Below are 26,597 nucleotides of genomic sequence, written 5' to 3'. Positions count from 1 at the left end.
CTACGGGCCTTGTTGGCCTTGGTCGTGATCCTGGTCGCTCTGGGTACCCTCTCAGGGACCGCTGCGGTGAGTCTGTTCATCTACGAGAACCTTCTACGAGATCAGGCACAGCGCACTGCAGAGGTGACCGCCGAGCATACTTTCAGCTCGATGTTCCAGGTCATGCGTCGCGGTTGGGGGCGGGAGGATCTGGAAGAGTACATCGGGGCGCTGGAGCAGACCTACGAAGAAAGTCCGCTCTGGGTTCAGCTTTACCGTGGTGAGCTGGTTGACGAGCTCTATGGCCGCGTTGACGGCTCGGTGGAGCCGGATCCGGTCGTTGATCAGGCCTTTAGCACGGGTGAGGCTCAGCGCCGCAGCGATGGGGGGCAGCAGCGCCACGTGATGCCCGTCGAGGCACGCAGCGAGTGTCTGGATTGTCATACCAATGCCGAAGTTGGCGAGGTTCTCGGGGTCGTCGGGGTCACGCAGGATCTCGACCCGGTGCTCAGTGAGGCTCGCACCGGCTATGCATGGCTGTTTTTCACCGTTGTCCCTCTGGCCCTTCTCGCGGGTGCGGGTGCGGCCCACTGGGTGAATCTGCGCCTGACCCACTCACTGGAACGCTTTAGTGCTCAGGTCGAGCAGGTCAATGCCGTTCGGGATCTTGAGAGTTTCCAGCCGAAAGCGATCAACCTAGGTTTCTTAGAGCTGAACCGGGTCATGCACCAGGTTGATGCGCTCATTCGAAGGTTGCGGTCGGTGGCGGCGGACAAAGCGATTCTCGATGCCCACCAGCGCCAGCTGGAAGAGCAGCAGGAGAGTGCTCAGCGGATCATCGCACGGGCAACATCCTCCGATGCCCGGCAAGCGCCCGGCGTGCGGTTTTGCTATCAGCCGGCGGCGATGCTCGGTGGGGATGTGTTCCTCGCCGAGCGCCGGGGTGATGGGGTGCTCGTCCTGCTTCTTGGAGACTTTACCGGCCACGGGATCGACTCTGCGGTGGGCGTGCCTGCACTGGCGACCCTTTTCGATGACATGGTCAGGCGCGGGGTGGATAGCAACACGGTGCTCGAGACGATCAATGAGCAGCTCTACCGCAACCTGCCGCCGGAAATCTTCCTCGCGGCGACTCTGTTTGAGGTCGATTGTCGTAACCAGCGTCTGGGGGTCTGGAACGCCGGGATGCCGCGGGCATGGCTTGTTGGCCCGGAAGGGATCGAGGAAAGGCTGGATCCCAGAGGGCTGCCGCTGGCTGCCGTGCCGAGCGGGACGGTGGAGAACCGGCGGCTGGTTGACTACCCGCTCTCTGCGGGCTTGCACCTGATCGCCTGTTCCGATGGATTGCTTGAGATCGAATCCGCCTCTGGGGAGCAGTTCGGAGAGGGCAATGCGGAGGCCACGCTCGAGCGGGTGCCGCCGGAAGAGGCCTTCGATGCACTGTGTAGCGATGTGACCGCATGGCGTGGTGCCGGTGAGGTTCGTGATGACGTGACCCTGCTGGATGTGTCCTTTGATGAGCTTTTCTCGGGGGCAGTTGATGGGTGCCCGGGGTACGCAAAACGGCCGGCTGATGATGGGTGACGCTTGTTCGAAGGAAGCTGGAGCGGAGTTGATGCCGGCCTGATCTGAGCGCTGAGAGCCCCGGACTCGGCGGGTTATCGGGCCGAGCCGTGCGGCTGAACCCGCTCTCCTTGGCGGGGCGGGGCTTGGAAATGGCACAAACCAGGCCGCAGGACCTCGGCTGGCTCTTGGCCGCGGTGGGCGAGGAAGATGGAGAGCATGGACTGACCGATGGGCCAATCGGCTCCGGAAACGCAGCCCCACCGCGAGGTGCTCGCCGGCTCGGTTGAGCGGGTGACCTACCACAACGCGGAAAACGGCTTCTGCGTGCTGCGCGTTAAGGCGCGCGGGCAGAGGGATCTGGTGACCGTGATCGGGCATGCGGCCAATGTCTCGGCGGGCGAGTGGGTGACCGCCTCCGGCGAGTGGTTCAACGACCGAAAGCACGGGGTGCAGTTCAGGGTCCAGTTTCTGCGCGTCTCCGCCCCCAGTTCGGCAGAGGGCATCGAGAAGTTCCTCGGCTCCGGGATGATCAAGGGCATCGGCCCGGTTTACGGCAAGAAGCTCGTGGAGGCTTTCGGCGAGGCCGTCTTCGAGGTCATCGAGAACACGCCCGAGCGGCTTCAGGAGATCGAGGGCATCGGTCCTAAGCGCGCCGAGCGCATCTGCTCGGGCTGGGCCGATCAGAAGGTCATCCGCGAGATCATGATGTTCCTCCACAGCCACGGGGTGGGGACCGCCCGGGCCGTGCGCATCTACAAGACCTACGGGGTGGATGCGGTGGAGAAGATGTCGGAGAACCCCTACCGGCTCGCCCGGGACATCCGCGGTATCGGGTTCAAGACCGCGGATGCCATCGCCATGCGCCTGGGCATTGAGCCGGATGCACTCATCCGGCTGCGCGCGGGGATTGCTTTCGCCTTGCTCGAAGCTACGGATCAGGGCCACTGCGGTCTGCCGGTCGGCGAACTCCTACCGAAAGCCTCTGAGCTGCTGGAGGTGGATGAGGAGCGTCTGCAGGAGGCGCTGGCGCTGGAGATTGACGAGGGCGAGGTGATTGAAGCGCCGCTGGGGGATAAGCGCTGTGTCTTTCTCGCTGCGCTCTTCCGTGCCGAGGAGGTGATCGCCGAGCGGCTGCGCCAGATCTGCGTGGGCGCGCCGAACTGGCCCGAGATCGATGCCGATAAGGCGCTGCCCTGGGTGGAGGCCAAAACCGGGCTCTCGTTGGCCGAGCAGCAGTCGCAGGCCGTGCGCCAGGCGCTCCAGAGCAAGGTGACCGTGATCACCGGCGGCCCGGGCGTGGGGAAGACCACGCTGGTCAATAGCATCCTCGCCATCCTTGCTGCCAAGGGAGTCGAGATGCTCCTGTGCGCTCCGACCGGCCGGGCGGCCAAGCGTATGAGCGAGACCTCCGGGCGGGAGGCGACCACCATCCATCGGATGCTGGAGATCGACCCAAGTCACGGTGGTTTCAAACGAAACGAGGACAATCCCCTAGAGTGCGACCTGCTCGTGCTCGATGAGGCCTCGATGGTCGATGTGCGGCTGATGCAGTCGGTGTTGCGGGCGATGCCGGATTATGCAGCACTTCTGATCGTCGGTGATATCGATCAGCTCCCATCGGTGGGGCCGGGCCAAGTCCTGGCTGATGTAATCCAGTCCGAGGCGGTCCCGGTGGTGCGCCTGACCGAGGTCTTCCGCCAGGCTGCGCGCAGCCAGATCATCACCAACGCGCACCGGGTCAACCAGGGCCAGATCCCCAACCTTGATCCGCCGGGAGGTGAGTCGGACTTCTATTTCGTCCCGGCCGCCGAGCCTGAAGAGGCGGGGACGAAGATCCTGGAGCTGGTCAAAAACCGCATCCCCGGGCGCTTCGGGTTCGACCCGATCGATGGTATTCAGGTGCTATGCCCGATGAATCGCGGTGGCGTGGGCGCGCGCTCACTGAATCTGGAGCTTCAGAAGGTGCTCAATCCCGCCGAGGGGCAGCCGGCGGTAGAGCGTTTCGGCTGGCGCTTTGCCCCCGGCGATAAGGTCATGCAGACGCAGAACGACCACGAAAAGGAGGTCTACAACGGGGACATGGGCCGGATCGAGTCCGTGGATCCGGATGAGGAGGAGGTGGCCATCGACTTTGAGGGGCGCTCGGTGGCCTATGGCTTTGGCGAACTCGATCAGGTCGTCCCCGGCTTTGCAGCGACCATTCACAAGTCCCAGGGCTCGGAGTACCCGGCGGTGGTCATCCCGGTGCTCACCCAGCACTATCCGATGCTCCAGCGCAACCTGCTCTACACCGGCATCACGCGAGGCCGCGAGCTGGTGGTTCTGGTTGGCCAGCCCAAGGCAGTGGCCATGGCGGCGCGCAATGCCTCGAGCCGCAAGCGCTATACAAGGCTGCGCGATCTATTGCGTCTTCCGGCGTGACGGAGCCCCGTGTAGAGTTACTAACAGTCGAGAAAGTGTTGCCAGTATGTGGTAGCCTGCCTAGATGAAATGTAAACGTTCGAACGATGGCCGCGCGATAGACAAGTCGGCGGCGCACGCCCTGCGGATGCAGGCGATCAAGGCGGTGCGCAATGGTCGAACGGTCGCTGATGTAGCCGCTGCCTTCGGGTCAATGAGCGCACCCTGTACCGCTGGTTATAGCGCTACGCCGAAGGGGGTCAGAAGGCGCTCCATTCCAAGCCCAAGTCTGGACGGCCTCGGAAGCTGACCCCGGAGCAGATGCGCTGGGTCGCCCGCACCGTCCGCGACGAGACCCCGCAGCAGCTGAAACTGCCGTACGCGCTCTGGACACTGTCGCTGATCCAGGAGCTGATCGAGCGCCACCTGGGCAAGAAGCTCTCCCGCGCGTCGGTCCACAACCTGATGAAGACGCTGGGCTTCTCGGCGCAGAAGCCTTTGTACCAGGCGTGGCAACGGGATCCCGAACTCGTTCGTCAGTGGGAGACGGAGACCTATCCGGAGATCCGCAAACAGGCCAAGCGCGAGGGGGCGACCATCTACTTCGCCGACGAGTCGGGGTTGCGCTCGGATTACCACACCGGCACCACTTGGTCGCCTGTTGGCGAGACCCCGGTCGTGGAAGCCACCGGCCGGCGTTTTGCGGTGAACATGATCTCCGCCGTCAGCCCACGCGGCGAGATGCGCTTCATGGTCCACCAGGGCACCGTGAACGCCCGAGTTTTCCGCGAGTTCCTCAGGCGACTGCTCGTCGGCGCGGAGCGTCCGGTATTCGTCATCGTGGACGGTCATCCCGCGCACAAGGCGAAGCTGGTCCGCGAGTTCGTGGACTCGACCGACGGCATGCTCAGGCTCTTCTTCCTGCCGCCGTACTCCCCGCAGCTCAATCCGGACGAGCAGGTCTGGGCCCACGTCAAGCGGGATATCGGCCGCCGCGGGGTTCAGAACATCGAGCGGATGAAGCGCATGGCCCTCTCGGCGCTCTGGCGCCTCCAAAAGCTACCCGCCTTGATTCAGTCGTTTTTCCGTCAACCGGAGTGCCAATATGCTCGGGCATGACAATACCTGCTGAAATCTTAGTAAGCTACCTTGTTAGGTGTTTATAACTATCAATCCAGAAGCTCGCTTCCTTTTTATTCTTTAGCTCATCCTCACTCACACACCCTTTCTCGAAACCGATAACACGAATTTGCTCAGCCCACCGGACTTGCCTCTTCGAGCCCTTCAGTTTCGGCCATTTCTTTTGTTTCGCGATCTCTTTTGATTTCGCAATATTCTCTTCGCGCTGCTGATATTTCTCGCGTGCCTTTTTTATGGCCTCTTCCGCCGTTTTTTCAGAAGCATAGCACGGTGTGTTAACAACGTACGCGCTTGGCGTTCCAAACTCTACAACCAACTCCTCCTCATCCTCCTGCCGCTCCGCTATGTTTGCCGGTATTTGTGGAAATTCCGGAGTTGCTGTATAGCCTTCTTCAGAAACCACTTCCTCGAACTGATCGCGCTCTTCAACAATCGCACGCTCCAAGCGCTTCCGCTCTTCCTCAAGACGTTTCCTGCGCGCTACTTCGTGCTCATAAGCTTGAGCTGACGCCGGAAACTGATCTCTTAGCACATCGTCCAGGTCTTGATCGCTCAGCTCTTCGACACCGTCTTCATTAAAAAGAAGGTATTTAGTGGCCACATCACGGCTCGTCGCGATCACGCCACGCGCGACATAGACTCCGAATTGCTCTAGCGTATATTGGTCAATACCGTTTCCGCTGTTGCTTCGAGGACACGAATGCGGACTTACTGTGACCTTCTTATCATATTCGATAAAACGCTCTAATTTCGGCCTACCCGACCAGTACTTAATCTCAAGAGAAAGGACAGCGCACCCATCTTCTTGAACATAAAACGAACCCGATCGACCAACTTTGATTTCATTGCTCATAAAAAACCCTCTATCATTTTCCGAATTTTGAAGAGACACCTTAACCACCCATGGGGTGGCAAAATCATGCAACTCCACACTTCCGCTTCTAGAGAATAGAACCTTGCGAGCAAGGTAGGCGTTTTCTTTTTTGTGCCATTTGATTTAACATAGAAAGCGTTTCTCTGCGCTGTCAACCTCCAAAAGGTGGGTTCCCACGGATGGCCTTCATGCGCAGAACATCTTCCCTGTTGGTCTTAGAAGACTGCGTCCAAGATGGATTGCTTGGTGCTTCGCTTGTTGGGTGCTGTATCTGTACCTGCGTCATCGTTTTGCCTGCTCCTAGTCATTTGGTAGATCCCTCGGTTCTGTGTTCATGCTTGAGGCCTCGTCGAGCTGTTTGGAGCTCTGTAGGGACTAGGTGAGGCTGTGCAGAAAATCTGGCTGTCTTGGCAAAAAAAATGGCCAACGGCGGATCGGCCGTTGGCATTGACTGGGCCGGTGGCCCGGAGTCTTTGGCTCGGGGGCGCAGCTTCGGGCTGGAAGCTGGGAGCCTTGGCGGCGGGTGTGTTCGGACCCGAGTCGGCGGGCCGGATGATGGTCAGCGAGTGCTCGAGTTTGTGCATTCGATGGCCGAAGGGTGCGGGAGTGATGGCCGTTGGTACGCGAGTCCTTCCGTCCATCTTTGGTGAGCCGAACGCCTCATCAATATTCGCCGAACGCGGGATGGCTGACTCAGTTCCCTGATCCGTGTCCTATCGGCCAAGCTGGCATCACGCGGGGTAAGCATGAGCAGCTCCGACGCCCAGGTCTTCCAGCGCTTGAAGGTCCTTGGGCTGCTCGGCCCCACCCCCGGTGGCATCCTGTCGTGGGGCGTAGCCCGAAGAAACTGATCACCTATTCAGGAATGGTGATATGACTTCTGTTAAGGCCTTAAAGGATTTGGTGGCTTGTGGGCAATTCATTTTGGGGGGGGCGGGCGCCAACGCTGGAGGCGAAGGAATGGTCCGCTCAGCAACATCCCATGGTGGGCGCGGGCAAGTACGAGCCACCAATTGGCCATTGAGGCGGTGCGAGCCAGCGGCGTAAGCTTGCGCGCGAACCTCGAGCACCTCTCAGGCCTCGCCTGGTATCGACTCGGACTATGTCGGGGGCTCGATTGACCTCCTGTCTCCTGTGCTGGGGCGTTATTCCGGGGAGTTCAACCAGTAGTACCCAGCCACGTGAGCCTCGTTCGATGCCCATAGGTCGAATCAACGGGTCTTCTGCCACGAGCCGGGCTCCGCTGGGCGAACTCGGAGCCCAAGGGCGGCAGTCGGCCTCTGGCCCCGCCAGGAGAGGAGGGGCGGCTCTCACCCGCTCCGACAATCGATAGCGCCGGGCCATGAGCAGGCGCGCATTCCGCGCGCGGTCATGACCGCATTATCTGGCTGAACGTGACCGGTTCCGCCAGCAGGCTGGGGAAGAGCGAATCTATCGCCCTGCATGCACACCCCTCGAAGGCCCTTCCGAGGGGGTTTGCGCCCTTGTAAGCCCCCTCGGAAGCCGCTTTGAAGGCCCTTGAAAGCCCCTTTGAAGCCCCTTCTGAGGCCCTTGCCAACCGCGCTGCAGCTCGCCGCCCGATAGATCTCTTCCCCGGTGTCTGCGAGTACCCAGGGCACTTCATCACGGCAGAACACAGAATCTGTCCCTTTATTAACCGGCCCACCCCGCGGTCTAGATCGGGCAATCCGTTGGCTCGTTGTGCGCTCGGTTACTATATCATCCTGATTATTCGTTGAATTCTCGATCTGCTGGTAGATGTCGTGTCCGTCAAGATCCAACTTATGGCTGGGCTGCTGAGGTTAGAAGCCATCTAAAGGGTGGTGCAACCTTCTGAATGCACGGGGTTGGTTTCGGAAAAAGGGACAAATTCTTGGTCAGGCGCCGCCGGCGCGCGGCTGCTGGCTTGCTGCCATGGTGGGCGGGCTGCGAGCCGGGGGAGTCGGCATCTGCACTGCAGTCGTACTCTAAGTATAGCGCCTGCTGAGCCATGTCTCACCGGCTCGTGGGCACGCTTCGCCCTAGCGGGGAGGATGAGGCTGGGGTCTGCCCGTTAGCGGGCAAGGGCGGTTGCATGGCGCCGGGGCGAGTGCCGTAGCCCCGACCAAGGTCGGTGGTCGATGTTGATGGGTCGTGGGGCACCTGCTGTTGGGGAGGGCGGAAAGGCCCTCAGGGTTTAACGGATACCGACGAGTCGGTCAGGAGTGATGGGGGCAGGAGTGTGATCAGCACCAGAGGATCCAGCGGCCACGGTTGTTGCGAGTCGAAAACAGGAGGAAGCAATCCAAGGCCAATTGCGTATTCCGGACGATCGAGGCCACGTTTTCCGGCTGAACTTGACCGATTCCGAGGTGGTTTGCGGAATCGCTGGTCACGGTGCCGGAATGAGCGGTCACGTTCGCCGGAACTCGCAGCGCTAAGCGTTGTCCATTTTAAAGTAGCAAGACGACCACTTCAGAAGGTTGCGCCAGTAGGGGTTTGTGTTATATTGGAAGATGAAGTTTCCCGCCCTACGGGCGGCTTAAAGAAGTAGTTTCCCGCCCTACGGGCGGCTAGAGGGCCAGTTGGAGACGCTGGCCCTCTTTTTATTTCCGGCCACAGCGTACGCGCCGTGATCCGGCACCTTCAATCTGGGGGCGGGGGCTGCGCGTGCCCCTTCCGCACATGGAAAGGGACCGTGTGATAACGAGTGGCCTTGAGAGCCTTCGCGGGCGTCTTGGTCGATGTCGATGAAAAGCAGCGCCCGATACTGACCACGGAGGAACACCGGCGGCTCGGTCGCCGGGTAATGGCCGGCATCGGTATTTCGATTACCGGCACCGTTGTTTGGGGTTTCGGCGACTTGGTTGGCGAAGCGCTTACTTGGGTAGCCCTCTGACATCTGCTTCGAGCGTACAGGGTCGCTGGCGCCCCCATGCCGCTGATGCGGGGAGTTGAATCGGAGGTTTGTTTCTAGGAAAGTCCAAAATAGAAAATTTTAAGGCTTCTACGAAAGCGCGAGGAATCCCGAGAGCGACATGTCAGCGTGGCGCAAGCTTCTTATATCTGATGATATCCACGTGGCTTCCCATGTATCCCCAAACGAAACGGGTGGCTATGTCTGTCTCGCGCTCGCCATCGCGCAACTCAACCTCAACGAGCGCGTCAGGGGGTAAGCCCAGTGGCGGTCGGTGTTGCTGACCAGTCCAATCATTCTTGATCCACGCATGGGGCTCATCGCATTGGTTCAAAAATGACATTTATGATTGATCTCAAAAGTACATCTCATTTTTCATTCTCTGGTATCAAGCCGTAGCTTAAATAACGCTCGCGCTGCCTTTCGTCAGTCTTGTCGGGATTTTTCACGTGCATCGCGATACCGGCGGATGAAAAACGAATGTAGTGTTGCATAAGGGCGTTCCACTGCTCCCAGTTTCCTCGTTCGTAGCGCGAACTTCCCGTTTCGATCTCAGTCATCCAAATAGCCCACTCCGCATCGTCCTCGAGGAGCTTTCGCGGTATTTTTTTGTGTCAATGCCGTAGTTAGATAGATCTTGAACAAGAAATCCAACAGCAGTGGTTTTTGGGTCTCCACCAGTCATGGATTTGAAAATTCGGACAGCAAACCAGGCTACGGTGAAGATCACGGCGCCCAACGCAAACACAATCACCATTTCCATATCGAATACTCCATCTCACGGCACAGTGAGTCTAGCACTATTGGGTCTCTGGGCGACTGAGTGTCTACTGGAGAGGGGCCCGTGCTCTAGGGGGGGGCGTGGCGGGTACGCACCCGTGGCTTGGGGTCACTTGCTGCGGTACTTCCATGAGCTCCTAGGCCCCCTCTAGCAGGGTGACTGGGATTGTTCTCGTAGCCCGGGGCTGTGGCAAGAGGGCAGGGGGCTAACTGAGCCATCGGTGGCCTTCATCTGGAAAAGGTCATGCCTCTATTGCGGCGCTATCCAAATCTGTGTGGGTGACGGCTTCATCAGGTCAGGCCGCGGCAGCACTAGATGTTGTGCGATAGGGTGAGGCCGGCAGATGGGTGAGCTTGCCGCAGACCAGGTAGCTGATCGTGATCAGATTCCGCAGATGACGGAAGCCGCGGGCACGCGCCTTAGCCGCTTGGATCTGGGCGTTCATCCCCTCGACAGCGCCGTTCGACAGGCGCGAGTCGAAGCGATTGAGGATGCCCTGCCAGTGGGCTTTGACGGTCAGGGCGAAGCGTTTGAACGGCTCCAGCCGGCAGCGCCGGGCCCAGCTGTACCACTTCTTGAGCGCCCGCTCGGCTTCGTTACGGTCGCGGGACTTGGTCAGGATGTCCCGCAGCATCTCCTTGATCCGCCATGCGCGACCGGTCTTCAGGCGCATCCGCGAGAGGTGGTGCAGCTCCGTGATCTGACGAATGGAGAAGCGATAGGCGTCCTTGAGCCAGAGCCAGCGCGATCCCTTGAGCACCGGCACGATGCGCACCTCGGCGCGGCGGACCTCGTCGACAGCCTCGTTGGCGAGCTTGACGATGTGGAAGGCATCAAAGGTGATGGCCGCCTGCGGCAGGTGGCGCTGTACGCCGGCAATGTAGGCCTTGCTCATGTCGATACAGGCCGCCTCGATCGATTCCGGCTCGCCGCCATGTTGCCGCAGGTCCTCGGCAAAGCGCGCCACCGTGCTCTGGCTGCGCCCCGGGCAGGCGAAGAGCAGCCGGCGGGCATCCAGGTCCTGGAAGATGGTGATGTAGTCCTGTCCCCGCCGCGCGGCCGTCTCATCGATGCCCACGGCGCGGACCTCGCTGTAGTCCTCCTGGGCCCGGGCAGCGCCGACATAGTGATCGAGGATCCGCCACAGCGCGTCATCGCCGACGCAGAGCAACTCGGCCACCTTGCGCACCGGCATCTCGCGGCAGAGCGTGACGGCCATGGCCTCGAACAGCTGCGAGAACCCGCTACCCGGTCGCGCCCAGGGCACCTCGACCTGTGTGGTCTTCCCGCAGTCCTGACAGCACACCCGCGGCACGGCGGCGTGGATGTAGGCCTGGTGTTCGAAGAAATGCAGGTGCTGCCACGTACGCTGACGGGTGTCATGGACGGGCTGCCTCTCAGCGCCGCAGGCCGGGCAGGCGAAGCGGCTGCCGCTGGCGAAGGTGACATCGAAGTCGATGCGTTTGGCCTCGGCATCGAAGCGGATGTCGCTGACTTCCCAGGGCGCGCTCAGCCCCAGCGCGGCGGTGAACAGGGCGTGCTCGGTGGCCATGGCAACTCCTCGCTTGGTCAAGACGGCGAGGCACAACATATAGGGTCACGCCGGCGGACGGCTACCCCACTACAAGCCGCTGACACCCACACGATCCGCGAAGGGGCCACCCCAAAGTGCTGGTAGGATGGGGCGTTTTGGAGGGTGGCGTCGGGCGGAGCTGCGAAGTGGCTCACTGGTTTTTGAGCTGGCCGGCGCACGCATTTTTCCAGAGAAGGTTCTGTGTGCCGCGCGTCAGGGCGCCTGGGGACTGAGCCCAGCGGTCGGGATCTGGCGCGCCATCAGTGTCCAGCGGCTGCGCTGGCCTGATAGCTGGATGTCCACAGAGAGGTAAAGGAGAGCAGCTCACGGTGCCGCTGCTTCTGGTTAGGGAGTGAACGTACTGAAAACGCTTCGCCGATTCCGCAAGAGGTTGAGTCTACGGGCCTTGTTGGCCTTGGTCGTGATCCTGGTCGCTCTGGGTACCCTCTCAGGGACCGCTGCGGTGAGTCTGTTCATCTACGAGAACCTTCTACGAGATCAGGCACAGCGCACTGCAGAGGTGACCGCCGAGCATACTTTCAGCTCGATGTTCCAGGTCATGCGTCGCGGTTGGGGGCGGGAGGATCTGGAAGAGTACATCGGGGCGCTGGAGCAGACCTACGAAGAAAGTCCGCTCTGGGTTCAGCTTTACCGTGGTGAGCTGGTTGACGAGCTCTATGGCCGCGTTGACGGCTCGGTGGAGCCGGATCCGGTCGTTGATCAGGCCTTTAGCACGGGTGAGGCTCAGCGCCGCAGCGATGGGGGGCAGCAGCGCCACGTGATGCCCGTCGAGGCACGCAGCGAGTGTCTGGATTGTCATACCAATGCCGAAGTTGGCGAGGTTCTCGGGGTCGTCGGGGTCACGCAGGATCTCGACCCGGTGCTCAGTGAGGCTCGCACCGGCTATGCATGGCTGTTTTTCACCGTTGTCCCTCTGGCCCTTCTCGCGGGTGCGGGTGCGGCCCACTGGGTGAATCTGCGCCTGACCCACTCACTGGAACGCTTTAGTGCTCAGGTCGAGCAGGTCAATGCCGTTCGGGATCTTGAGAGTTTCCAGCCGAAAGCGATCAACCTAGGTTTCTTAGAGCTGAACCGGGTCATGCACCAGGTTGATGCGCTCATTCGAAGGTTGCGGTCGGTGGCGGCGGACAAAGCGATTCTCGATGCCCACCAGCGCCAGCTGGAAGAGCAGCAGGAGAGTGCTCAGCGGATCATCGCACGGGCAACATCCTCCGATGCCCGGCAAGCGCCCGGCGTGCGGTTTTGCTATCAGCCGGCGGCGATGCTCGGTGGGGATGTGTTCCTCGCCGAGCGCCGGGGTGATGGGGTGCTCGTCCTGCTTCTTGGAGACTTTACCGGCCACGGGATCGACTCTGCGGTGGGCGTGCCTGCACTGGCGACCCTTTTCGATGACATGGTCAGGCGCGGGGTGGATAGCAACACGGTGCTCGAGACGATCAATGAGCAGCTCTACCGCAACCTGCCGCCGGAAATCTTCCTCGCGGCGACTCTGTTTGAGGTCGATTGTCGTAACCAGCGTCTGGGGGTCTGGAACGCCGGGATGCCGCGGGCATGGCTTGTTGGCCCGGAAGGGATCGAGGAAAGGCTGGATCCCAGAGGGCTGCCGCTGGCTGCCGTGCCGAGCGGGACGGTGGAGAACCGGCGGCTGGTTGACTACCCGCTCTCTGCGGGCTTGCACCTGATCGCCTGTTCCGATGGATTGCTTGAGATCGAATCCGCCTCTGGGGAGCAGTTCGGAGAGGGCAATGCGGAGGCCACGCTCGAGCGGGTGCCGCCGGAAGAGGCCTTCGATGCACTGTGTAGCGATGTGACCGCATGGCGTGGTGCCGGTGAGGTTCGTGATGACGTGACCCTGCTGGATGTGTCCTTTGATGAGCTTTTCTCGGGGGCAGTTGATGGGTGCCCGGGGTACGCAAAACGGCCGGCTGATGATGGGTGACGCTTGTTCGAAGGAAGCTGGAGCGGAGTTGATGCCGGCCTGATCTGAGCGCTGAGAGCCCCGGACTCGGCGGGTTATCGGGCCGAGCCGTGCGGCTGAACCCGCTCTCCTTGGCGGGGCGGGGCTTGGAAATGGCACAAACCAGGCCGCAGGACCTCGGCTGGCTCTTGGCCGCGGTGGGCGAGGAAGATGGAGAGCATGGACTGACCGATGGGCCAATCGGCTCCGGAAACGCAGCCCCACCGCGAGGTGCTCGCCGGCTCGGTTGAGCGGGTGACCTACCACAACGCGGAAAACGGCTTCTGCGTGCTGCGCGTTAAGGCGCGCGGGCAGAGGGATCTGGTGACCGTGATCGGGCATGCGGCCAATGTCTCGGCGGGCGAGTGGGTGACCGCCTCCGGCGAGTGGTTCAACGACCGAAAGCACGGGGTGCAGTTCAGGGTCCAGTTTCTGCGCGTCTCCGCCCCCAGTTCGGCAGAGGGCATCGAGAAGTTCCTCGGCTCCGGGATGATCAAGGGCATCGGCCCGGTTTACGGCAAGAAGCTCGTGGAGGCTTTCGGCGAGGCCGTCTTCGAGGTCATCGAGAACACGCCCGAGCGGCTTCAGGAGATCGAGGGCATCGGTCCTAAGCGCGCCGAGCGCATCTGCTCGGGCTGGGCCGATCAGAAGGTCATCCGCGAGATCATGATGTTCCTCCACAGCCACGGGGTGGGGACCGCCCGGGCCGTGCGCATCTACAAGACCTACGGGGTGGATGCGGTGGAGAAGATGTCGGAGAACCCCTACCGGCTCGCCCGGGACATCCGCGGTATCGGGTTCAAGACCGCGGATGCCATCGCCATGCGCCTGGGCATTGAGCCGGATGCACTCATCCGGCTGCGCGCGGGGATTGCTTTCGCCTTGCTCGAAGCTACGGATCAGGGCCACTGCGGTCTGCCGGTCGGCGAACTCCTACCGAAAGCCTCTGAGCTGCTGGAGGTGGATGAGGAGCGTCTGCAGGAGGCGCTGGCGCTGGAGATTGACGAGGGCGAGGTGATTGAAGCGCCGCTGGGGGATAAGCGCTGTGTCTTTCTCGCTGCGCTCTTCCGTGCCGAGGAGGTGATCGCCGAGCGGCTGCGCCAGATCTGCGTGGGCGCGCCGAACTGGCCCGAGATCGATGCCGATAAGGCGCTGCCCTGGGTGGAGGCCAAAACCGGGCTCTCGTTGGCCGAGCAGCAGTCGCAGGCCGTGCGCCAGGCGCTCCAGAGCAAGGTGACCGTGATCACCGGCGGCCCGGGCGTGGGGAAGACCACGCTGGTCAATAGCATCCTCGCCATCCTTGCTGCCAAGGGAGTCGAGATGCTCCTGTGCGCTCCGACCGGCCGGGCGGCCAAGCGTATGAGCGAGACCTCCGGGCGGGAGGCGACCACCATCCATCGGATGCTGGAGATCGACCCAAGTCACGGTGGTTTCAAACGAAACGAGGACAATCCCCTAGAGTGCGACCTGCTCGTGCTCGATGAGGCCTCGATGGTCGATGTGCGGCTGATGCAGTCGGTGTTGCGGGCGATGCCGGATTATGCAGCACTTCTGATCGTCGGTGATATCGATCAGCTCCCATCGGTGGGGCCGGGCCAAGTCCTGGCTGATGTAATCCAGTCCGAGGCGGTCCCGGTGGTGCGCCTGACCGAGGTCTTCCGCCAGGCTGCGCGCAGCCAGATCATCACCAACGCGCACCGGGTCAACCAGGGCCAGATCCCCAACCTTGATCCGCCGGGAGGTGAGTCGGACTTCTATTTCGTCCCGGCCGCCGAGCCTGAAGAGGCGGGGACGAAGATCCTGGAGCTGGTCAAAAACCGCATCCCCGGGCGCTTCGGGTTCGACCCGATCGATGGTATTCAGGTGCTATGCCCGATGAATCGCGGTGGCGTGGGCGCGCGCTCACTGAATCTGGAGCTTCAGAAGGTGCTCAATCCCGCCGAGGGGCAGCCGGCGGTAGAGCGTTTCGGCTGGCGCTTTGCCCCCGGCGATAAGGTCATGCAGACGCAGAACGACCACGAAAAGGAGGTCTACAACGGGGACATGGGCCGGATCGAGTCCGTGGATCCGGATGAGGAGGAGGTGGCCATCGACTTTGAGGGGCGCTCGGTGGCCTATGGCTTTGGCGAACTCGATCAGGTCGTCCCCGGCTTTGCAGCGACCATTCACAAGTCCCAGGGCTCGGAGTACCCGGCGGTGGTCATCCCGGTGCTCACCCAGCACTATCCGATGCTCCAGCGCAACCTGCTCTACACCGGCATCACGCGAGGCCGCGAGCTGGTGGTTCTGGTTGGCCAGCCCAAGGCAGTGGCCATGGCGGCGCGCAATGCCTCGAGCCGCAAGCGCTATACAAGGCTGCGCGATCTATTGCGTCTTCCGGCGTGACGGAGCCCCGTGTAGAGTTACTAACAGTCGAGAAAGTGTTGCCAGTATGTGGTAGCCTGCCTAGATGAAATGTAAACGTTCGAACGATGGCCGCGCGATAGACAAGTCGGCGGCGCACGCCCTGCGGATGCAGGCGATCAAGGCGGTGCGCAATGGTCGAACGGTCGCTGATGTAGCCGCTGCCTTCGGGTCAATGAGCGCACCCTGTACCGCTGGTTATAGCGCTACGCCGAAGGGGGTCAGAAGGCGCTCCATTCCAAGCCCAAGTCTGGACGGCCTCGGAAGCTGACCCCGGAGCAGATGCGCTGGGTCGCCCGCACCGTCCGCGACGAGACCCCGCAGCAGCTGAAACTGCCGTACGCGCTCTGGACACTGTCGCTGATCCAGGAGCTGATCGAGCGCCACCTGGGCAAGAAGCTCTCCCGCGCGTCGGTCCACAACCTGATGAAGACGCTGGGCTTCTCGGCGCAGAAGCCTTTGTACCAGGCGTGGCAACGGGATCCCGAACTCGTTCGTCAGTGGGAGACGGAGACCTATCCGGAGATCCGCAAACAGGCCAAGCGCGAGGGGGCGACCATCTACTTCGCCGACGAGTCGGGGTTGCGCTCGGATTACCACACCGGCACCACTTGGTCGCCTGTTGGCGAGACCCCGGTCGTGGAAGCCACCGGCCGGCGTTTTGCGGTGAACATGATCTCCGCCGTCAGCCCACGCGGCGAGATGCGCTTCATGGTCCACCAGGGCACCGTGAACGCCCGAGTTTTCCGCGAGTTCCTCAGGCGACTGCTCGTCGGCGCGGAGCGTCCGGTATTCGTCATCGTGGACGGTCATCCCGCGCACAAGGCGAAGCTGGTCCGCGAGTTCGTGGACTCGACCGACGGCATGCTCAGGCTCTTCTTCCTGCCGCCGTACTCCCCGCAGCTCAATCCGGACGAGCAGGTCTGGGCCCACGTCAAGCGGGATATCGGCCGCCGCGGGGTTCAGAACATCGAGCGGATGAAGCGCATGGCCCTCTCGGCGCTCTGGCGCCTCCAAAAGCTACCCGCCTTGATTCAGTCGTTTTTCCGTCAACCGGAGTGCCAATATGCTCGGGCATGACAATACCTGCTGAAATCTTAGTAAGCTACCTTGTTAGGTGTTTATAACTATCAATCCAGAAGCTCGCTTCCTTTTTATTCTTTAGCTCATCCTCACTCACACACCCTTTCTCGAAACCGATAACACGAATTTGCTCAGCCCACCGGACTTGCCTCTTCGAGCCCTTCAGTTTCGGCCATTTCTTTTGTTTCGCGATCTCTTTTGATTTCGCAATATTCTCTTCGCGCTGCTGATATTTCTCGCGTGCCTTTTTTATGGCCTCTTCCGCCGTTTTTTCAGAAGCATAGCACGGTGTGTTAACAACGTACGCGCTTGGCGTTCCAAACTCTACAACCAACTCCTCCTCATCCTCCTGCCGCTCCGCTATGTTTGCCGGTATTTGTGGAAATTCCGGAGTTGCTGTATAGCCTTCTTCAGAAACCACTTCCTCGAACTGATCGCGCTCTTCAACAATCGCACGCTCCAAGCGCTTCCGCTCTTCCTCAAGACGTTTCCTGCGCGCTACTTCGTGCTCATAAGCTTGAGCTGACGCCGGAAACTGATCTCTTAGCACATCGTCCAGGTCTTGATCGCTCAGCTCTTCGACACCGTCTTCATTAAAAAGAAGGTATTTAGTGGCCACATCACGGCTCGTCGCGATCACGCCACGCGCGACATAGACTCCGAATTGCTCTAGCGTATATTGGTCAATACCGTTTCCGCTGTTGCTTCGAGGACACGAATGCGGACTTACTGTGACCTTCTTATCATATTCGATAAAACGCTCTAATTTCGGCCTACCCGACCAGTACTTAATCTCAAGAGAAAGGACAGCGCACCCATCTTCTTGAACATAAAACGAACCCGATCGACCAACTTTGATTTCATTGCTCATAAAAAACCCTCTATCATTTTCCGAATTTTGAAGAGACACCTTAACCACCCATGGGGTGGCAAAATCATGCAACTCCACACTTCCGCTTCTAGAGAATAGAACCTTGCGAGCAAGGTAGGCGTTTTCTTTTTTGTGCCATTTGATTTAACATAGAAAGCGTTTCTCTGCGCTGTCAACCTCCAAAAGGTGGGTTCCCACGGATGGCCTTCATGCGCAGAACATCTTCCCTGTTGGTCTTAGAAGACTGCGTCCAAGATGGATTGCTTGGTGCTTCGCTTGTTGGGTGCTGTATCTGTACCTGCGTCATCGTTTTGCCTGCTCCTAGTCATTTGGTAGATCCCTCGGTTCTGTGTTCATGCTTGAGGCCTCGTCGAGCTGTTTGGAGCTCTGTAGGGACTAGGTGAGGCTGTGCAGAAAATCTGGCTGTCTTGGCAAAAAAAATGGCCAACGGCGGATCGGCCGTTGGCATTGACTGGGCCGGTGGCCCGGAGTCTTTGGCTCGGGGGCGCAGCTTCGGGCTGGAAGCTGGGAGCCTTGGCGGCGGGTGTGTTCGGACCCGAGTCGGCGGGCCGGATGATGGTCAGCGAGTGCTCGAGTTTGTGCATTCGATGGCCGAAGGGTGCGGGAGTGATGGCCGTTGGTACGCGAGTCCTTCCGTCCATCTTTGGTGAGCCGAACGCCTCATCAATATTCGCCGAACGCGGGATGGCTGACTCAGTTCCCTGATCCGTGTCCTATCGGCCAAGCTGGCATCACGCGGGGTAAGCATGAGCAGCTCCGACGCCCAGGTCTTCCAGCGCTTGAAGGTCCTTGGGCTGCTCGGCCCCACCCCCGGTGGCATCCTGTCGTGGGGCGTAGCCCGAAGAAACTGATCACCTATTCAGGAATGGTGATATGACTTCTGTTAAGGCCTTAAAGGATTTGGTGGCTTGTGGGCAATTCATTTTGGGGGGGGCGGGCGCCAACGCTGGAGGCGAAGGAATGGTCCGCTCAGCAACATCCCATGGTGGGCGCGGGCAAGTACGAGCCACCAATTGGCCATTGAGGCGGTGCGAGCCAGCGGCGTAAGCTTGCGCGCGAACCTCGAGCACCTCTCAGGCCTCGCCTGGTATCGACTCGGACTATGTCGGGGGCTCGATTGACCTCCTGTCTCCTGTGCTGGGGCGTTATTCCGGGGAGTTCAACCAGTAGTACCCAGCCACGTGAGCCTCGTTCGATGCCCATAGGTCGAATCAACGGGTCTTCTGCCACGAGCCGGGCTCCGCTGGGCGAACTCGGAGCCCAAGGGCGGCAGTCGGCCTCTGGCCCCGCCAGGAGAGGAGGGGCGGCTCTCACCCGCTCCGACAATCGATAGCGCCGGGCCATGAGCAGGCGCGCATTCCGCGCGCGGTCATGACCGCATTATCTGGCTGAACGTGACCGGTTCCGCCAGCAGGCTGGGGAAGAGCGAATCTATCGCCCTGCATGCACACCCCTCGAAGGCCCTTCCGAGGGGGTTTGCGCCCTTGTAAGCCCCCTCGGAAGCCGCTTTGAAGGCCCTTGAAAGCCCCTTTGAAGCCCCTTCTGAGGCCCTTGCCAACCGCGCTGCAGCTCGCCGCCCGATAGATCTCTTCCCCGGTGTCTGCGAGTACCCAGGGCACTTCATCACGGCAGAACACAGAATCTGTCCCTTTATTAACCGGCCCACCCCGCGGTCTAGATCGGGCAATCCGTTGGCTCGTTGTGCGCTCGGTTACTATATCATCCTGATTATTCGTTGAATTCTCGATCTGCTGGTAGATGTCGTGTCCGTCAAGATCCAACTTATGGCTGGGCTGCTGAGGTTAGAAGCCATCTAAAGGGTGGTGCAACCTTCTGAATGCACGGGGTTGGTTTCGGAAAAAGGGACAAATTCTTGGTCAGGCGCCGCCGGCGCGCGGCTGCTGGCTTGCTGCCATGGTGGGCGGGCTGCGAGCCGGGGGAGTCGGCATCTGCACTGCAGTCGTACTCTAAGTATAGCGCCTGCTGAGCCATGTCTCACCGGCTCGTGGGCACGCTTCGCCCTAGCGGGGAGGATGAGGCTGGGGTCTGCCCGTTAGCGGGCAAGGGCGGTTGCATGGCGCCGGGGCGAGTGCCGTAGCCCCGACCAAGGTCGGTGGTCGATGTTGATGGGTCGTGGGGCACCTGCTGTTGGGGAGGGCGGAAAGGCCCTCAGGGTTTAACGGATACCGACGAGTCGGTCAGGAGTGATGGGGGCAGGAGTGTGATCAGCACCAGAGGATCCAGCGGCCACGGTTGTTGCGAGTCGAAAACAGGAGGAAGCAATCCAAGGCCAATTGCGTATTCCGGACGATCGAGGCCACGTTTTCCGGCTGAACTTGACCGATTCCGAGGTGGTTTGCGGAATCGCTGGTCACGGTGCCGGAATGAGCGGTCACGTTCGCCGGAACTCGCAGCGCTAAGCGTTGTCCATTTTAAAGTAGCAAGACGACCACTTCAGAAGGTTGCGCCAGTAGGGGTTTGTGTTATATTGGAAGATGAAGTTTCCCGCCCTACGGGCGGCTTAAAGAAGTAGTTTCCCGCCCTACGGGCGGCTAGAGGGCCAGTTGGAGACGCTGGCCCTCTTTTTATTTCCGGCCACAGCGTACGCGCCGTGATCCGGCACCTTCAATCTGGGGGCGGGGGCTGCGCGTGCCCCTTCCGCACATGGAAAGGGACCGTGTGATAACGAGTGGCCTTGAGAGCCTTCGCGGGCGTCTTGGTCGATGTCGATGAAAAGCAGCGCCCGATACTGACCACGGAGGAACACCGGCGGCTCGGTCGCCGGGTAATGGCCGGCATCGGTATTTCGATTACCGGCACCGTTGTTTGGGGTTTCGGCGACTTGGTTGGCGAAGCGCTTACTTGGGTAGCCCTCTGACATCTGCTTCGAGCGTACAGGGTCGCTGGCGCCCCCATGCCGCTGATGCGGGGAGTTGAATCGGAGGTTTGTTTCTAGGAAAGTCCAAAATAGAAAATTTTAAGGCTTCTACGAAAGCGCGAGGAATCCCGAGAGCGACATGTCAGCGTGGCGCAAGCTTCTTATATCTGATGATATCCACGTGGCTTCCCATGTATCCCCAAACGAAACGGGTGGCTATGTCTGTCTCGCGCTCGCCATCGCGCAACTCAACCTCAACGAGCGCGTCAGGGGGTAAGCCCAGTGGCGGTCGGTGTTGCTGACCAGTCCAATCATTCTTGATCCACGCATGGGGCTCATCGCATTGGTTCAAAAATGACATTTATGATTGATCTCAAAAGTACATCTCATTTTTCATTCTCTGGTATCAAGCCGTAGCTTAAATAACGCTCGCGCTGCCTTTCGTCAGTCTTGTCGGGATTTTTCACGTGCATCGCGATACCGGCGGATGAAAAACGAATGTAGTGTTGCATAAGGGCGTTCCACTGCTCCCAGTTTCCTCGTTCGTAGCGCGAACTTCCCGTTTCGATCTCAGTCATCCAAATAGCCCACTCCGCATCGTCCTCGAGGAGCTTTCGCGGTATTTTTTTGTGTCAATGCCGTAGTTAGATAGATCTTGAACAAGAAATCCAACAGCAGTGGTTTTTGGGTCTCCACCAGTCATGGATTTGAAAATTCGGACAGCAAACCAGGCTACGGTGAAGATCACGGCGCCCAACGCAAACACAATCACCATTTCCATATCGAATACTCCATCTCACGGCACAGTGAGTCTAGCACTATTGGGTCTCTGGGCGACTGAGTGTCTACTGGAGAGGGGCCCGTGCTCTAGGGGGGGGCGTGGCGGGTACGCACCCGTGGCTTGGGGTCACTTGCTGCGGTACTTCCATGAGCTCCTAGGCCCCCTCTAGCAGGGTGACTGGGATTGTTCTCGTAGCCCGGGGCTGTGGCAAGAGGGCAGGGGGCTAACTGAGCCATCGGTGGCCTTCATCTGGAAAAGGTCATGCCTCTATTGCGGCGCTATCCAAATCTGTGTGGGTGACGGCTTCATCAGGTCAGGCCGCGGCAGCACTAGATGTTGTGCGATAGGGTGAGGCCGGCAGATGGGTGAGCTTGCCGCAGACCAGGTAGCTGATCGTGATCAGATTCCGCAGATGACGGAAGCCGCGGGCACGCGCCTTAGCCGCTTGGATCTGGGCGTTCATCCCCTCGACAGCGCCGTTCGACAGGCGCGAGTCGAAGCGATTGAGGATGCCCTGCCAGTGGGCTTTGACGGTCAGGGCGAAGCGTTTGAACGGCTCCAGCCGGCAGCGCCGGGCCCAGCTGTACCACTTCTTGAGCGCCCGCTCGGCTTCGTTACGGTCGCGGGACTTGGTCAGGATGTCCCGCAGCATCTCCTTGATCCGCCATGCGCGACCGGTCTTCAGGCGCATCCGCGAGAGGTGGTGCAGCTCCGTGATCTGACGAATGGAGAAGCGATAGGCGTCCTTGAGCCAGAGCCAGCGCGATCCCTTGAGCACCGGCACGATGCGCACCTCGGCGCGGCGGACCTCGTCGACAGCCTCGTTGGCGAGCTTGACGATGTGGAAGGCATCAAAGGTGATGGCCGCCTGCGGCAGGTGGCGCTGTACGCCGGCAATGTAGGCCTTGCTCATGTCGATACAGGCCGCCTCGATCGATTCCGGCTCGCCGCCATGTTGCCGCAGGTCCTCGGCAAAGCGCGCCACCGTGCTCTGGCTGCGCCCCGGGCAGGCGAAGAGCAGCCGGCGGGCATCCAGGTCCTGGAAGATGGTGATGTAGTCCTGTCCCCGCCGCGCGGCCGTCTCATCGATGCCCACGGCGCGGACCTCGCTGTAGTCCTCCTGGGCCCGGGCAGCGCCGACATAGTGATCGAGGATCCGCCACAGCGCGTCATCGCCGACGCAGAGCAACTCGGCCACCTTGCGCACCGGCATCTCGCGGCAGAGCGTGACGGCCATGGCCTCGAACAGCTGCGAGAACCCGCTACCCGGTCGCGCCCAGGGCACCTCGACCTGTGTGGTCTTCCCGCAGTCCTGACAGCACACCCGCGGCACGGCGGCGTGGATGTAGGCCTGGTGTTCGAAGAAATGCAGGTGCTGCCACGTACGCTGACGGGTGTCATGGACGGGCTGCCTCTCAGCGCCGCAGGCCGGGCAGGCGAAGCGGCTGCCGCTGGCGAAGGTGACATCGAAGTCGATGCGTTTGGCCTCGGCATCGAAGCGGATGTCGCTGACTTCCCAGGGCGCGCTCAGCCCCAGCGCGGCGGTGAACAGGGCGTGCTCGGTGGCCATGGCAACTCCTCGCTTGGTCAAGACGGCGAGGCACAACATATAGGGTCACGCCGGCGGACGGCTACCCCACTACAAGCCGCTGACACCCACACGATCCGCGAAGGGGCCTCTATTGCTGGGCCATGAGTCCAGGGGGTGGGGCATCCGCACCTCCGCGCGGGCCGCGTTCGTGGCGGGGGCCACAAGAACGGCACCTCCTTCATAGACAGACTCTCGTCCAACGCCGGCGACGTGCTTGCCGGCGCATCGCCCACGCTGAACGCCCACTACTGGTCACTGCCGCCGCCGCCCGGTGCCTTGCGCGTACTCCGCCTCATGGCCAACGGGAGGCGGAGGGTGCCCCAAGGCCGCAACCCCCAACAAGGAAAGGTAACGGCTCTCAACGGCTCAGAACAATTAATCCATAGCCGGGGCCAGGAGCAGGTGTGCATCCAGCACGAACGTAACCGTGGTTTCTGGCTGGGCGCGACCGGTTCCAAAGCAGGCTGGGGATGAGCGAACCCATTGCCCAGCATGCACCGCCCCTTCCGGCGCTCTTGCCAGCCATTTCGAACTCACTCTGCGCCTTTACAGGGCATGAAGTTTTCTTTGTCTCAGCGAGGCCGAATCAGATCGGCCAGGGGGCGCCTCGAAACTGTCGTGTGCCTCGGCGTGTGCGAGGAGATGGCGCAGAAGAATAAAGAATGTTTGCTTCGGCTTGATTGGCGATCTCGTCTTTCGTCCTTCAGGATACGCGCGGTCCCCACGATGCCAGCTAGGCTACGAACAGCGCATAGTCCTTGCCGATCAATGAGCGCGAAGGTGGAAGTCGCTAAATACCTCGTTTAGAGCGGTACGCAGAAATGATGCCGCCTATATCATCCTTGAAGGATGCAATATAATCATGCCGAATCCCCTGGGAACCGCTCGGGTGCGGTAGCGATATAACATCGCATTGTTCAAACTTCTGAAAGGATATGACGAATCTTGTTCCCAGCCCTTCTTTTTGTTTGGTGACAAGCCGGCCGTGCGCTCCCATCACGGATTCAAAGCCTTTTAGTATGTCTTGCCTTTGCAGGGCTTTAATCATTTCAGATCCGAAAAAGAACAGGATTGCTGGCTTAAAAGCCTCTATGTGCTCCAAGAAATTTTTCTTGTGTTCATCCATTTTTATCTTTTTCTTGGCCTCGCCATCCATGTCGTGACCTTGTGACCTGCACCAGTTGGTCTGAATGATGCTCTTTTCGAAATCACCTGGCTGCTCCCTATCGAGGGGGTGTCCCCACAACCTAAACCAAGTGATTATCTCGTTGTCGTAGGGCCAGCGCAGGGCGCTATCGCCGTACTTTGGTGCTTTGTTGGCGAAGGTGACTTTGGTTTCGGTATCGAACTCTACACGAGCAGACTGACTTTGGTCGGCTTCTTGGTCTGCCTTGGCGTAGCCCCATTCATAGCCACATAGCATAATCCCGTATTGGTCGTTGAGGCCAGGGAATATACTATTGGCAATATTAGCGTCCTTGAGCTTCATGCCGAACTCCTCTTTGGTGGGCCGCGGGATTAGAGAGGTAAGGGGGCCCTCTAAGATCTTATCGGGTAAAGTCTTAGGACGTTGCTTTCGATGTTTTCTGCTAAAGATGCGCTTGGGCCGCTATCAGTCTGAAGCTGATGGAGGAGTTCATTCAGTTTTCTTCTGATGGTGAGCGGGTTCACGTCGATGGAGTATAGGCTGCCTTGGGCAAGAGCGAGTTCAAGGGCTAGCAATTGATTTGTGAGCGCCGAAAATGGTCGATAACCCCAAGCGGGCTTTCCTTGGACTTCTAGGCGTTTTGGCCTGCACTGACGCTCAGAGATTTCTAGGAATCTTTTGATTCCAAAGTTTATTCTATTAGAAATATAGCTCGGTCTCAGCTGAGAGCTTTGTATATGAGCGGAGCATGCTGACGCCATGACGGTAGCAGCGATCCCCTGGAAACTTACTTGGGTTCCCCCATGGTAAGGCACCTCCGCGGGAAGGTGAGACGAAGATCGGCATAAGTCAGCGGCGATACTGAAAGCCCGCACTCCCCACTCGGTGGCGCTCTCTGCGCTGGTGGTTTGCGATTTCCCGAGGCAAAACAGTGCAAGGTGAAGACGGAGATGTGGCGCCGGCTCGGTGCTGGAAAAGGCTTCGGTCTCATCGATTCTTCTCAGTGCGGCTTCTTCGCTTCCTTCTTCTGATAAGGCTTCGATTTCGTCGAGCGCTTTTTTATAAAGCCGAGCGCTTCTTATTTTATCGATACCCCTTAGAAGGCGTCTTCCGCTATACAGAGCGAGCAGGCCAGAAGTCACTTCTGCAGCGTTGACCGTCAAAAGTCCCATTGCTGTGGAGGGGGAAACACCTCGTTCAACCAGCCAGTCATATACGCTGCCAGAGCCAGCTGGTAGGTATGGGACTCCATGAGGCGTCCAAAAATCCCGTAGCCATACGTGATTGGCCCACTCGATGACTCCGATATGTCCATGTTCGTCCATCAGGGTCATCATTGCATTGAGGTCATGGCCGTGGTGGACACGGTGCGCCCAGCCTCCCGCAATGGGGCTGGAAGGATCCGTGTCCATCCAAAGGCTTATTGCCTGTGCCTCATCGGGGTCAAAGACATTTCTTAATAGGTTCTGAAGGGCGGCATGGTCGTGATCCATGTAAGCACGAGTGAATTGAGAGATCTCGTCTGAGTTGGCAAACACGCCGGTAGCAGCGAGGCCGGATACGAGTGCGGCACGGACATGGCTTGGTACGTTTTGGGTTTCGAGTCGAACAAGCGGATTGTCGGAGTGGCGTATTTTTTTGACGCTGTCGGTCGCAATTAGAGACGTTTGGTTATTGAATTGTTCTCGGGCGTATTCAGAGGCCCCGTCAACTATATCTCTTGCGCGGTGCGTTGTCTCCTTGAAACGCTCAGTTGCCCGCTGTTTCGCTTCTTGTGGGTTGTCCCACGCCGCGGTCAAAAAGCGCCCGAAATTTTTGAGAGGATTTTTCTTTTTTTTATCTGTCATGTTTTATCATTCCGTTGATTATGATCGGGGCCTAGGTCTTTCAGGCCGCTATTTGGGCGGCTAAAAGATTTATGTAGTGCAATGACCCGTAGAAACTGCGGCCAGTCAAAGGCAGAACCGATAAAGGTGGTCGGCGTGGCCGCGAAGCCCGGATCCCCGGAGGATCACCTGCCTGGCGGTGAGGCGGGGGCGACGGTCGCCGTGTGATCGTCAACATGGTGATGAGGATACCCTTAAATTCAAGCATGGTGGGGCTCGATCATCAGATCGGGGGTCTCGGCCGAGGCAGTGGTCCCGCCTCGACCAAGCATCTGCCGAGCAAGCTGGGCCAAACGATGCCTCCCGGGCTCCGGAGGATCGCTCCTCCTCAGAGTGATCTATGCCGCATGGCGGATGCACCAACGCGAGACGGCATCACAGAAGGTACTGTAAACCTCCGCGCGGTAGCGGTGCCCTTGTTAGCTTCTTGGTCTAGCGGAGCGAGCAACCTCTCCGCGTGGCGTTGCCTAGTCTGCCATACGTGGGGCCATGCAGGACCGCGGCATAGTTGCCGGCGGCCAGGATCCCCAGAACCAGAGCCCCCCAGATCGGTCCGTCATAGAGTCGGCTGGCTGGTTACAAAGACGCAGCGCGAGAGCCGCGGGCGCTGGAGTTGGTAGGCCGCCAGGCAAAGGAGGAACTCCCACCCCTGAAGCCGTGCAAGTGCCTGGCGCATGTTCGCTCTCGCTCTGGTCGTTGATTGTTGACTCGACTAGAGGGAGCTGTGCAGGCGCACCGTGGTGCGATCA

The 26,597-nt window shown here is 60.0% G+C and carries 16 protein-coding genes and 2 pseudogenes; 8 read left to right on the top strand and 10 right to left on the bottom strand.

What is annotated here, in order from left to right; translation table 11 throughout:
• Positions 1–66: 66 nt before the first annotated feature.
• From LRG10_RS05180 to LRG10_RS05170, 3 genes and pseudogenes are all read left to right on the top strand, one after another.
• Positions 67–1,563 carry a PP2C family protein-serine/threonine phosphatase gene (locus tag LRG10_RS05180; protein ID WP_238634848.1) on the top strand — a complete coding sequence of 499 codons (1,497 nt, stop codon included), beginning with the start codon at positions 67–69 and terminating at the stop codon, positions 1,561–1,563.
• Between the two features lie 210 nt (positions 1,564–1,773).
• Positions 1,774–3,966, top strand: a complete 2,193-nt coding sequence (locus LRG10_RS05175; RefSeq protein WP_238634847.1) for an ATP-dependent RecD-like DNA helicase — start codon at positions 1,774–1,776, stop codon at positions 3,964–3,966.
• A 64-nt stretch (positions 3,967–4,030) separates the two neighbouring features.
• Positions 4,031–5,064: pseudogene (locus LRG10_RS05170) on the top strand (IS630 family transposase).
• A gap of 25 nt (positions 5,065–5,089) precedes the next feature.
• Here the strand turns inward: LRG10_RS05170 and LRG10_RS05165 are convergent.
• The gene (locus tag LRG10_RS05165; protein ID WP_238634846.1) at positions 5,090–5,938 is read right to left on the bottom strand and encodes a hypothetical protein; all 849 of its coding nucleotides are present in this window, start codon (positions 5,936–5,938) and stop codon (positions 5,090–5,092) included.
• A gap of 2,716 nt (positions 5,939–8,654) precedes the next feature.
• Between LRG10_RS05165 and LRG10_RS05160 the strand changes: the two genes are divergently transcribed.
• Positions 8,655–8,837 (top strand): hypothetical protein, encoded by a 183-nt coding sequence (locus LRG10_RS05160; RefSeq protein WP_238634845.1) that lies wholly within the window; start codon positions 8,655–8,657, stop codon positions 8,835–8,837.
• Positions 8,838–9,223: 386 nt separating this feature from the next.
• On the opposite strand, the gene LRG10_RS05155 is transcribed toward LRG10_RS05160, so the two are convergent.
• The 3 genes from LRG10_RS05155 to LRG10_RS05145 all read right to left on the bottom strand — a co-directional run bounded on the left by LRG10_RS05155 (position 9,224) and on the right by LRG10_RS05145 (position 11,188).
• Entirely contained in the window at positions 9,224–9,415 is a 192-nt protein-coding gene (locus tag LRG10_RS05155) for a hypothetical protein (protein WP_238634844.1), read from the bottom strand.
• A complete protein-coding gene (locus LRG10_RS05150) occupies positions 9,412–9,618 on the bottom strand; it encodes a hypothetical protein (RefSeq protein WP_238634843.1) in 207 nt (68 codons plus the stop codon). The genes LRG10_RS05155 and LRG10_RS05150 overlap by 4 nt, the downstream gene beginning before the upstream one ends.
• A 313-nt stretch (positions 9,619–9,931) precedes the next feature.
• On the bottom strand, positions 9,932–11,188 hold the full coding sequence (locus LRG10_RS05145; protein ID WP_238634842.1) for an ISL3 family transposase: 1,257 nt from the start codon (positions 11,186–11,188) through the stop codon (positions 9,932–9,934).
• Between the two features lie 484 nt (positions 11,189–11,672).
• On the opposite strand from LRG10_RS05145, the gene LRG10_RS05140 reads away from it, so the two are divergent.
• The 3 genes and pseudogenes from LRG10_RS05140 (at position 11,673) to LRG10_RS05130 (ending at position 16,670) form a co-directional block, all read left to right on the top strand.
• A complete protein-coding gene (locus tag LRG10_RS05140; RefSeq protein ID WP_238634848.1) occupies positions 11,673–13,169 on the top strand; it encodes a PP2C family protein-serine/threonine phosphatase in 1,497 nt (498 codons plus the stop codon).
• 210 nt (positions 13,170–13,379) lie between these two features.
• On the top strand, positions 13,380–15,572 hold the full coding sequence (locus LRG10_RS05135) for an ATP-dependent RecD-like DNA helicase (RefSeq protein WP_238634847.1): 2,193 nt from the start codon (positions 13,380–13,382) through the stop codon (positions 15,570–15,572).
• A 64-nt stretch (positions 15,573–15,636) separates the two neighbouring features.
• Positions 15,637–16,670: pseudogene (locus LRG10_RS05130) on the top strand (IS630 family transposase).
• A 25-nt stretch (positions 16,671–16,695) separates the two neighbouring features.
• On the opposite strand, the gene LRG10_RS05125 reads toward LRG10_RS05130, so the two are convergent.
• Complete coding sequence (locus LRG10_RS05125; protein WP_238634846.1) at positions 16,696–17,544, bottom strand: hypothetical protein; 849 nt, start codon at positions 17,542–17,544, stop codon at positions 16,696–16,698.
• Between the two features lie 2,716 nt (positions 17,545–20,260).
• On the opposite strand from LRG10_RS05125, the gene LRG10_RS05120 reads away from it, so the two are divergent.
• Positions 20,261–20,443, top strand: coding sequence for a hypothetical protein (locus LRG10_RS05120; RefSeq protein WP_238634845.1), 183 nt, complete (start codon positions 20,261–20,263; stop codon positions 20,441–20,443).
• 386 nt (positions 20,444–20,829) lie between these two features.
• On the opposite strand, the gene LRG10_RS05115 is transcribed toward LRG10_RS05120, so the two are convergent.
• The 5 genes from LRG10_RS05115 to LRG10_RS05095 all read right to left on the bottom strand — a co-directional run bounded on the left by LRG10_RS05115 (position 20,830) and on the right by LRG10_RS05095 (position 25,809).
• Positions 20,830–21,021, bottom strand: coding sequence for a hypothetical protein (locus LRG10_RS05115; protein WP_238634844.1), 192 nt, complete (start codon positions 21,019–21,021; stop codon positions 20,830–20,832).
• A complete protein-coding gene (locus LRG10_RS05110) occupies positions 21,018–21,224 on the bottom strand; it encodes a hypothetical protein (RefSeq protein WP_238634843.1) in 207 nt (68 codons plus the stop codon). The genes LRG10_RS05115 and LRG10_RS05110 overlap by 4 nt, the downstream gene beginning before the upstream one ends.
• Before the next feature lie 313 nt (positions 21,225–21,537).
• Positions 21,538–22,794, bottom strand: coding sequence for an ISL3 family transposase (locus LRG10_RS05105; protein ID WP_238634842.1), 1,257 nt, complete (start codon positions 22,792–22,794; stop codon positions 21,538–21,540).
• A gap of 811 nt (positions 22,795–23,605) precedes the next feature.
• Positions 23,606–24,304 carry a hypothetical protein gene (locus tag LRG10_RS05100; protein WP_238634841.1) on the bottom strand — a complete coding sequence of 233 codons (699 nt, stop codon included), beginning with the start codon at positions 24,302–24,304 and terminating at the stop codon, positions 23,606–23,608.
• Between the two features lie 50 nt (positions 24,305–24,354).
• Positions 24,355–25,809 (bottom strand): hypothetical protein, encoded by a 1,455-nt coding sequence (locus LRG10_RS05095; RefSeq protein ID WP_238634840.1) that lies wholly within the window; start codon positions 25,807–25,809, stop codon positions 24,355–24,357.
• Positions 25,810–26,597: the final 788 nt, after the last annotated feature.

The organism is Halorhodospira sp. 9628 (assembly GCF_022228075.1).
GTDB classification, from domain to species: Bacteria; Pseudomonadota; Gammaproteobacteria; order Nitrococcales; family Halorhodospiraceae; genus Halorhodospira; species Halorhodospira halophila_A.
This window is presented reverse-complemented; position numbering and strand designations above follow the sequence as displayed.

Coding starts and splice junctions, on each gene's coding strand:
- LRG10_RS05175 (WP_238634847.1), top strand. CDS start 1,774: ATGGGCCAATCGGCTCCGGAAACGCAGCCCCACCGCGAGGTGCTCGCC.
- LRG10_RS05165 (WP_238634846.1), bottom strand. CDS start 5,938: ATGAGCAATGAAATCAAAGTTGGTCGATCGGGTTCGTTTTATGTTCAA.
- LRG10_RS05155 (WP_238634844.1), bottom strand. CDS start 9,415: ATGACTGAGATCGAAACGGGAAGTTCGCGCTACGAACGAGGAAACTGG.
- LRG10_RS05150 (WP_238634843.1), bottom strand. CDS start 9,618: ATGGAAATGGTGATTGTGTTTGCGTTGGGCGCCGTGATCTTCACCGTA.
- LRG10_RS05145 (WP_238634842.1), bottom strand. CDS start 11,188: ATGGCCACCGAGCACGCCCTGTTCACCGCCGCGCTGGGGCTGAGCGCG.
- LRG10_RS05135 (WP_238634847.1), top strand. CDS start 13,380: ATGGGCCAATCGGCTCCGGAAACGCAGCCCCACCGCGAGGTGCTCGCC.
- LRG10_RS05125 (WP_238634846.1), bottom strand. CDS start 17,544: ATGAGCAATGAAATCAAAGTTGGTCGATCGGGTTCGTTTTATGTTCAA.
- LRG10_RS05115 (WP_238634844.1), bottom strand. CDS start 21,021: ATGACTGAGATCGAAACGGGAAGTTCGCGCTACGAACGAGGAAACTGG.
- LRG10_RS05110 (WP_238634843.1), bottom strand. CDS start 21,224: ATGGAAATGGTGATTGTGTTTGCGTTGGGCGCCGTGATCTTCACCGTA.
- LRG10_RS05105 (WP_238634842.1), bottom strand. CDS start 22,794: ATGGCCACCGAGCACGCCCTGTTCACCGCCGCGCTGGGGCTGAGCGCG.
- LRG10_RS05100 (WP_238634841.1), bottom strand. CDS start 24,304: ATGAAGCTCAAGGACGCTAATATTGCCAATAGTATATTCCCTGGCCTC.
- LRG10_RS05095 (WP_238634840.1), bottom strand. CDS start 25,809: ATGACAGATAAAAAAAAGAAAAATCCTCTCAAAAATTTCGGGCGCTTT.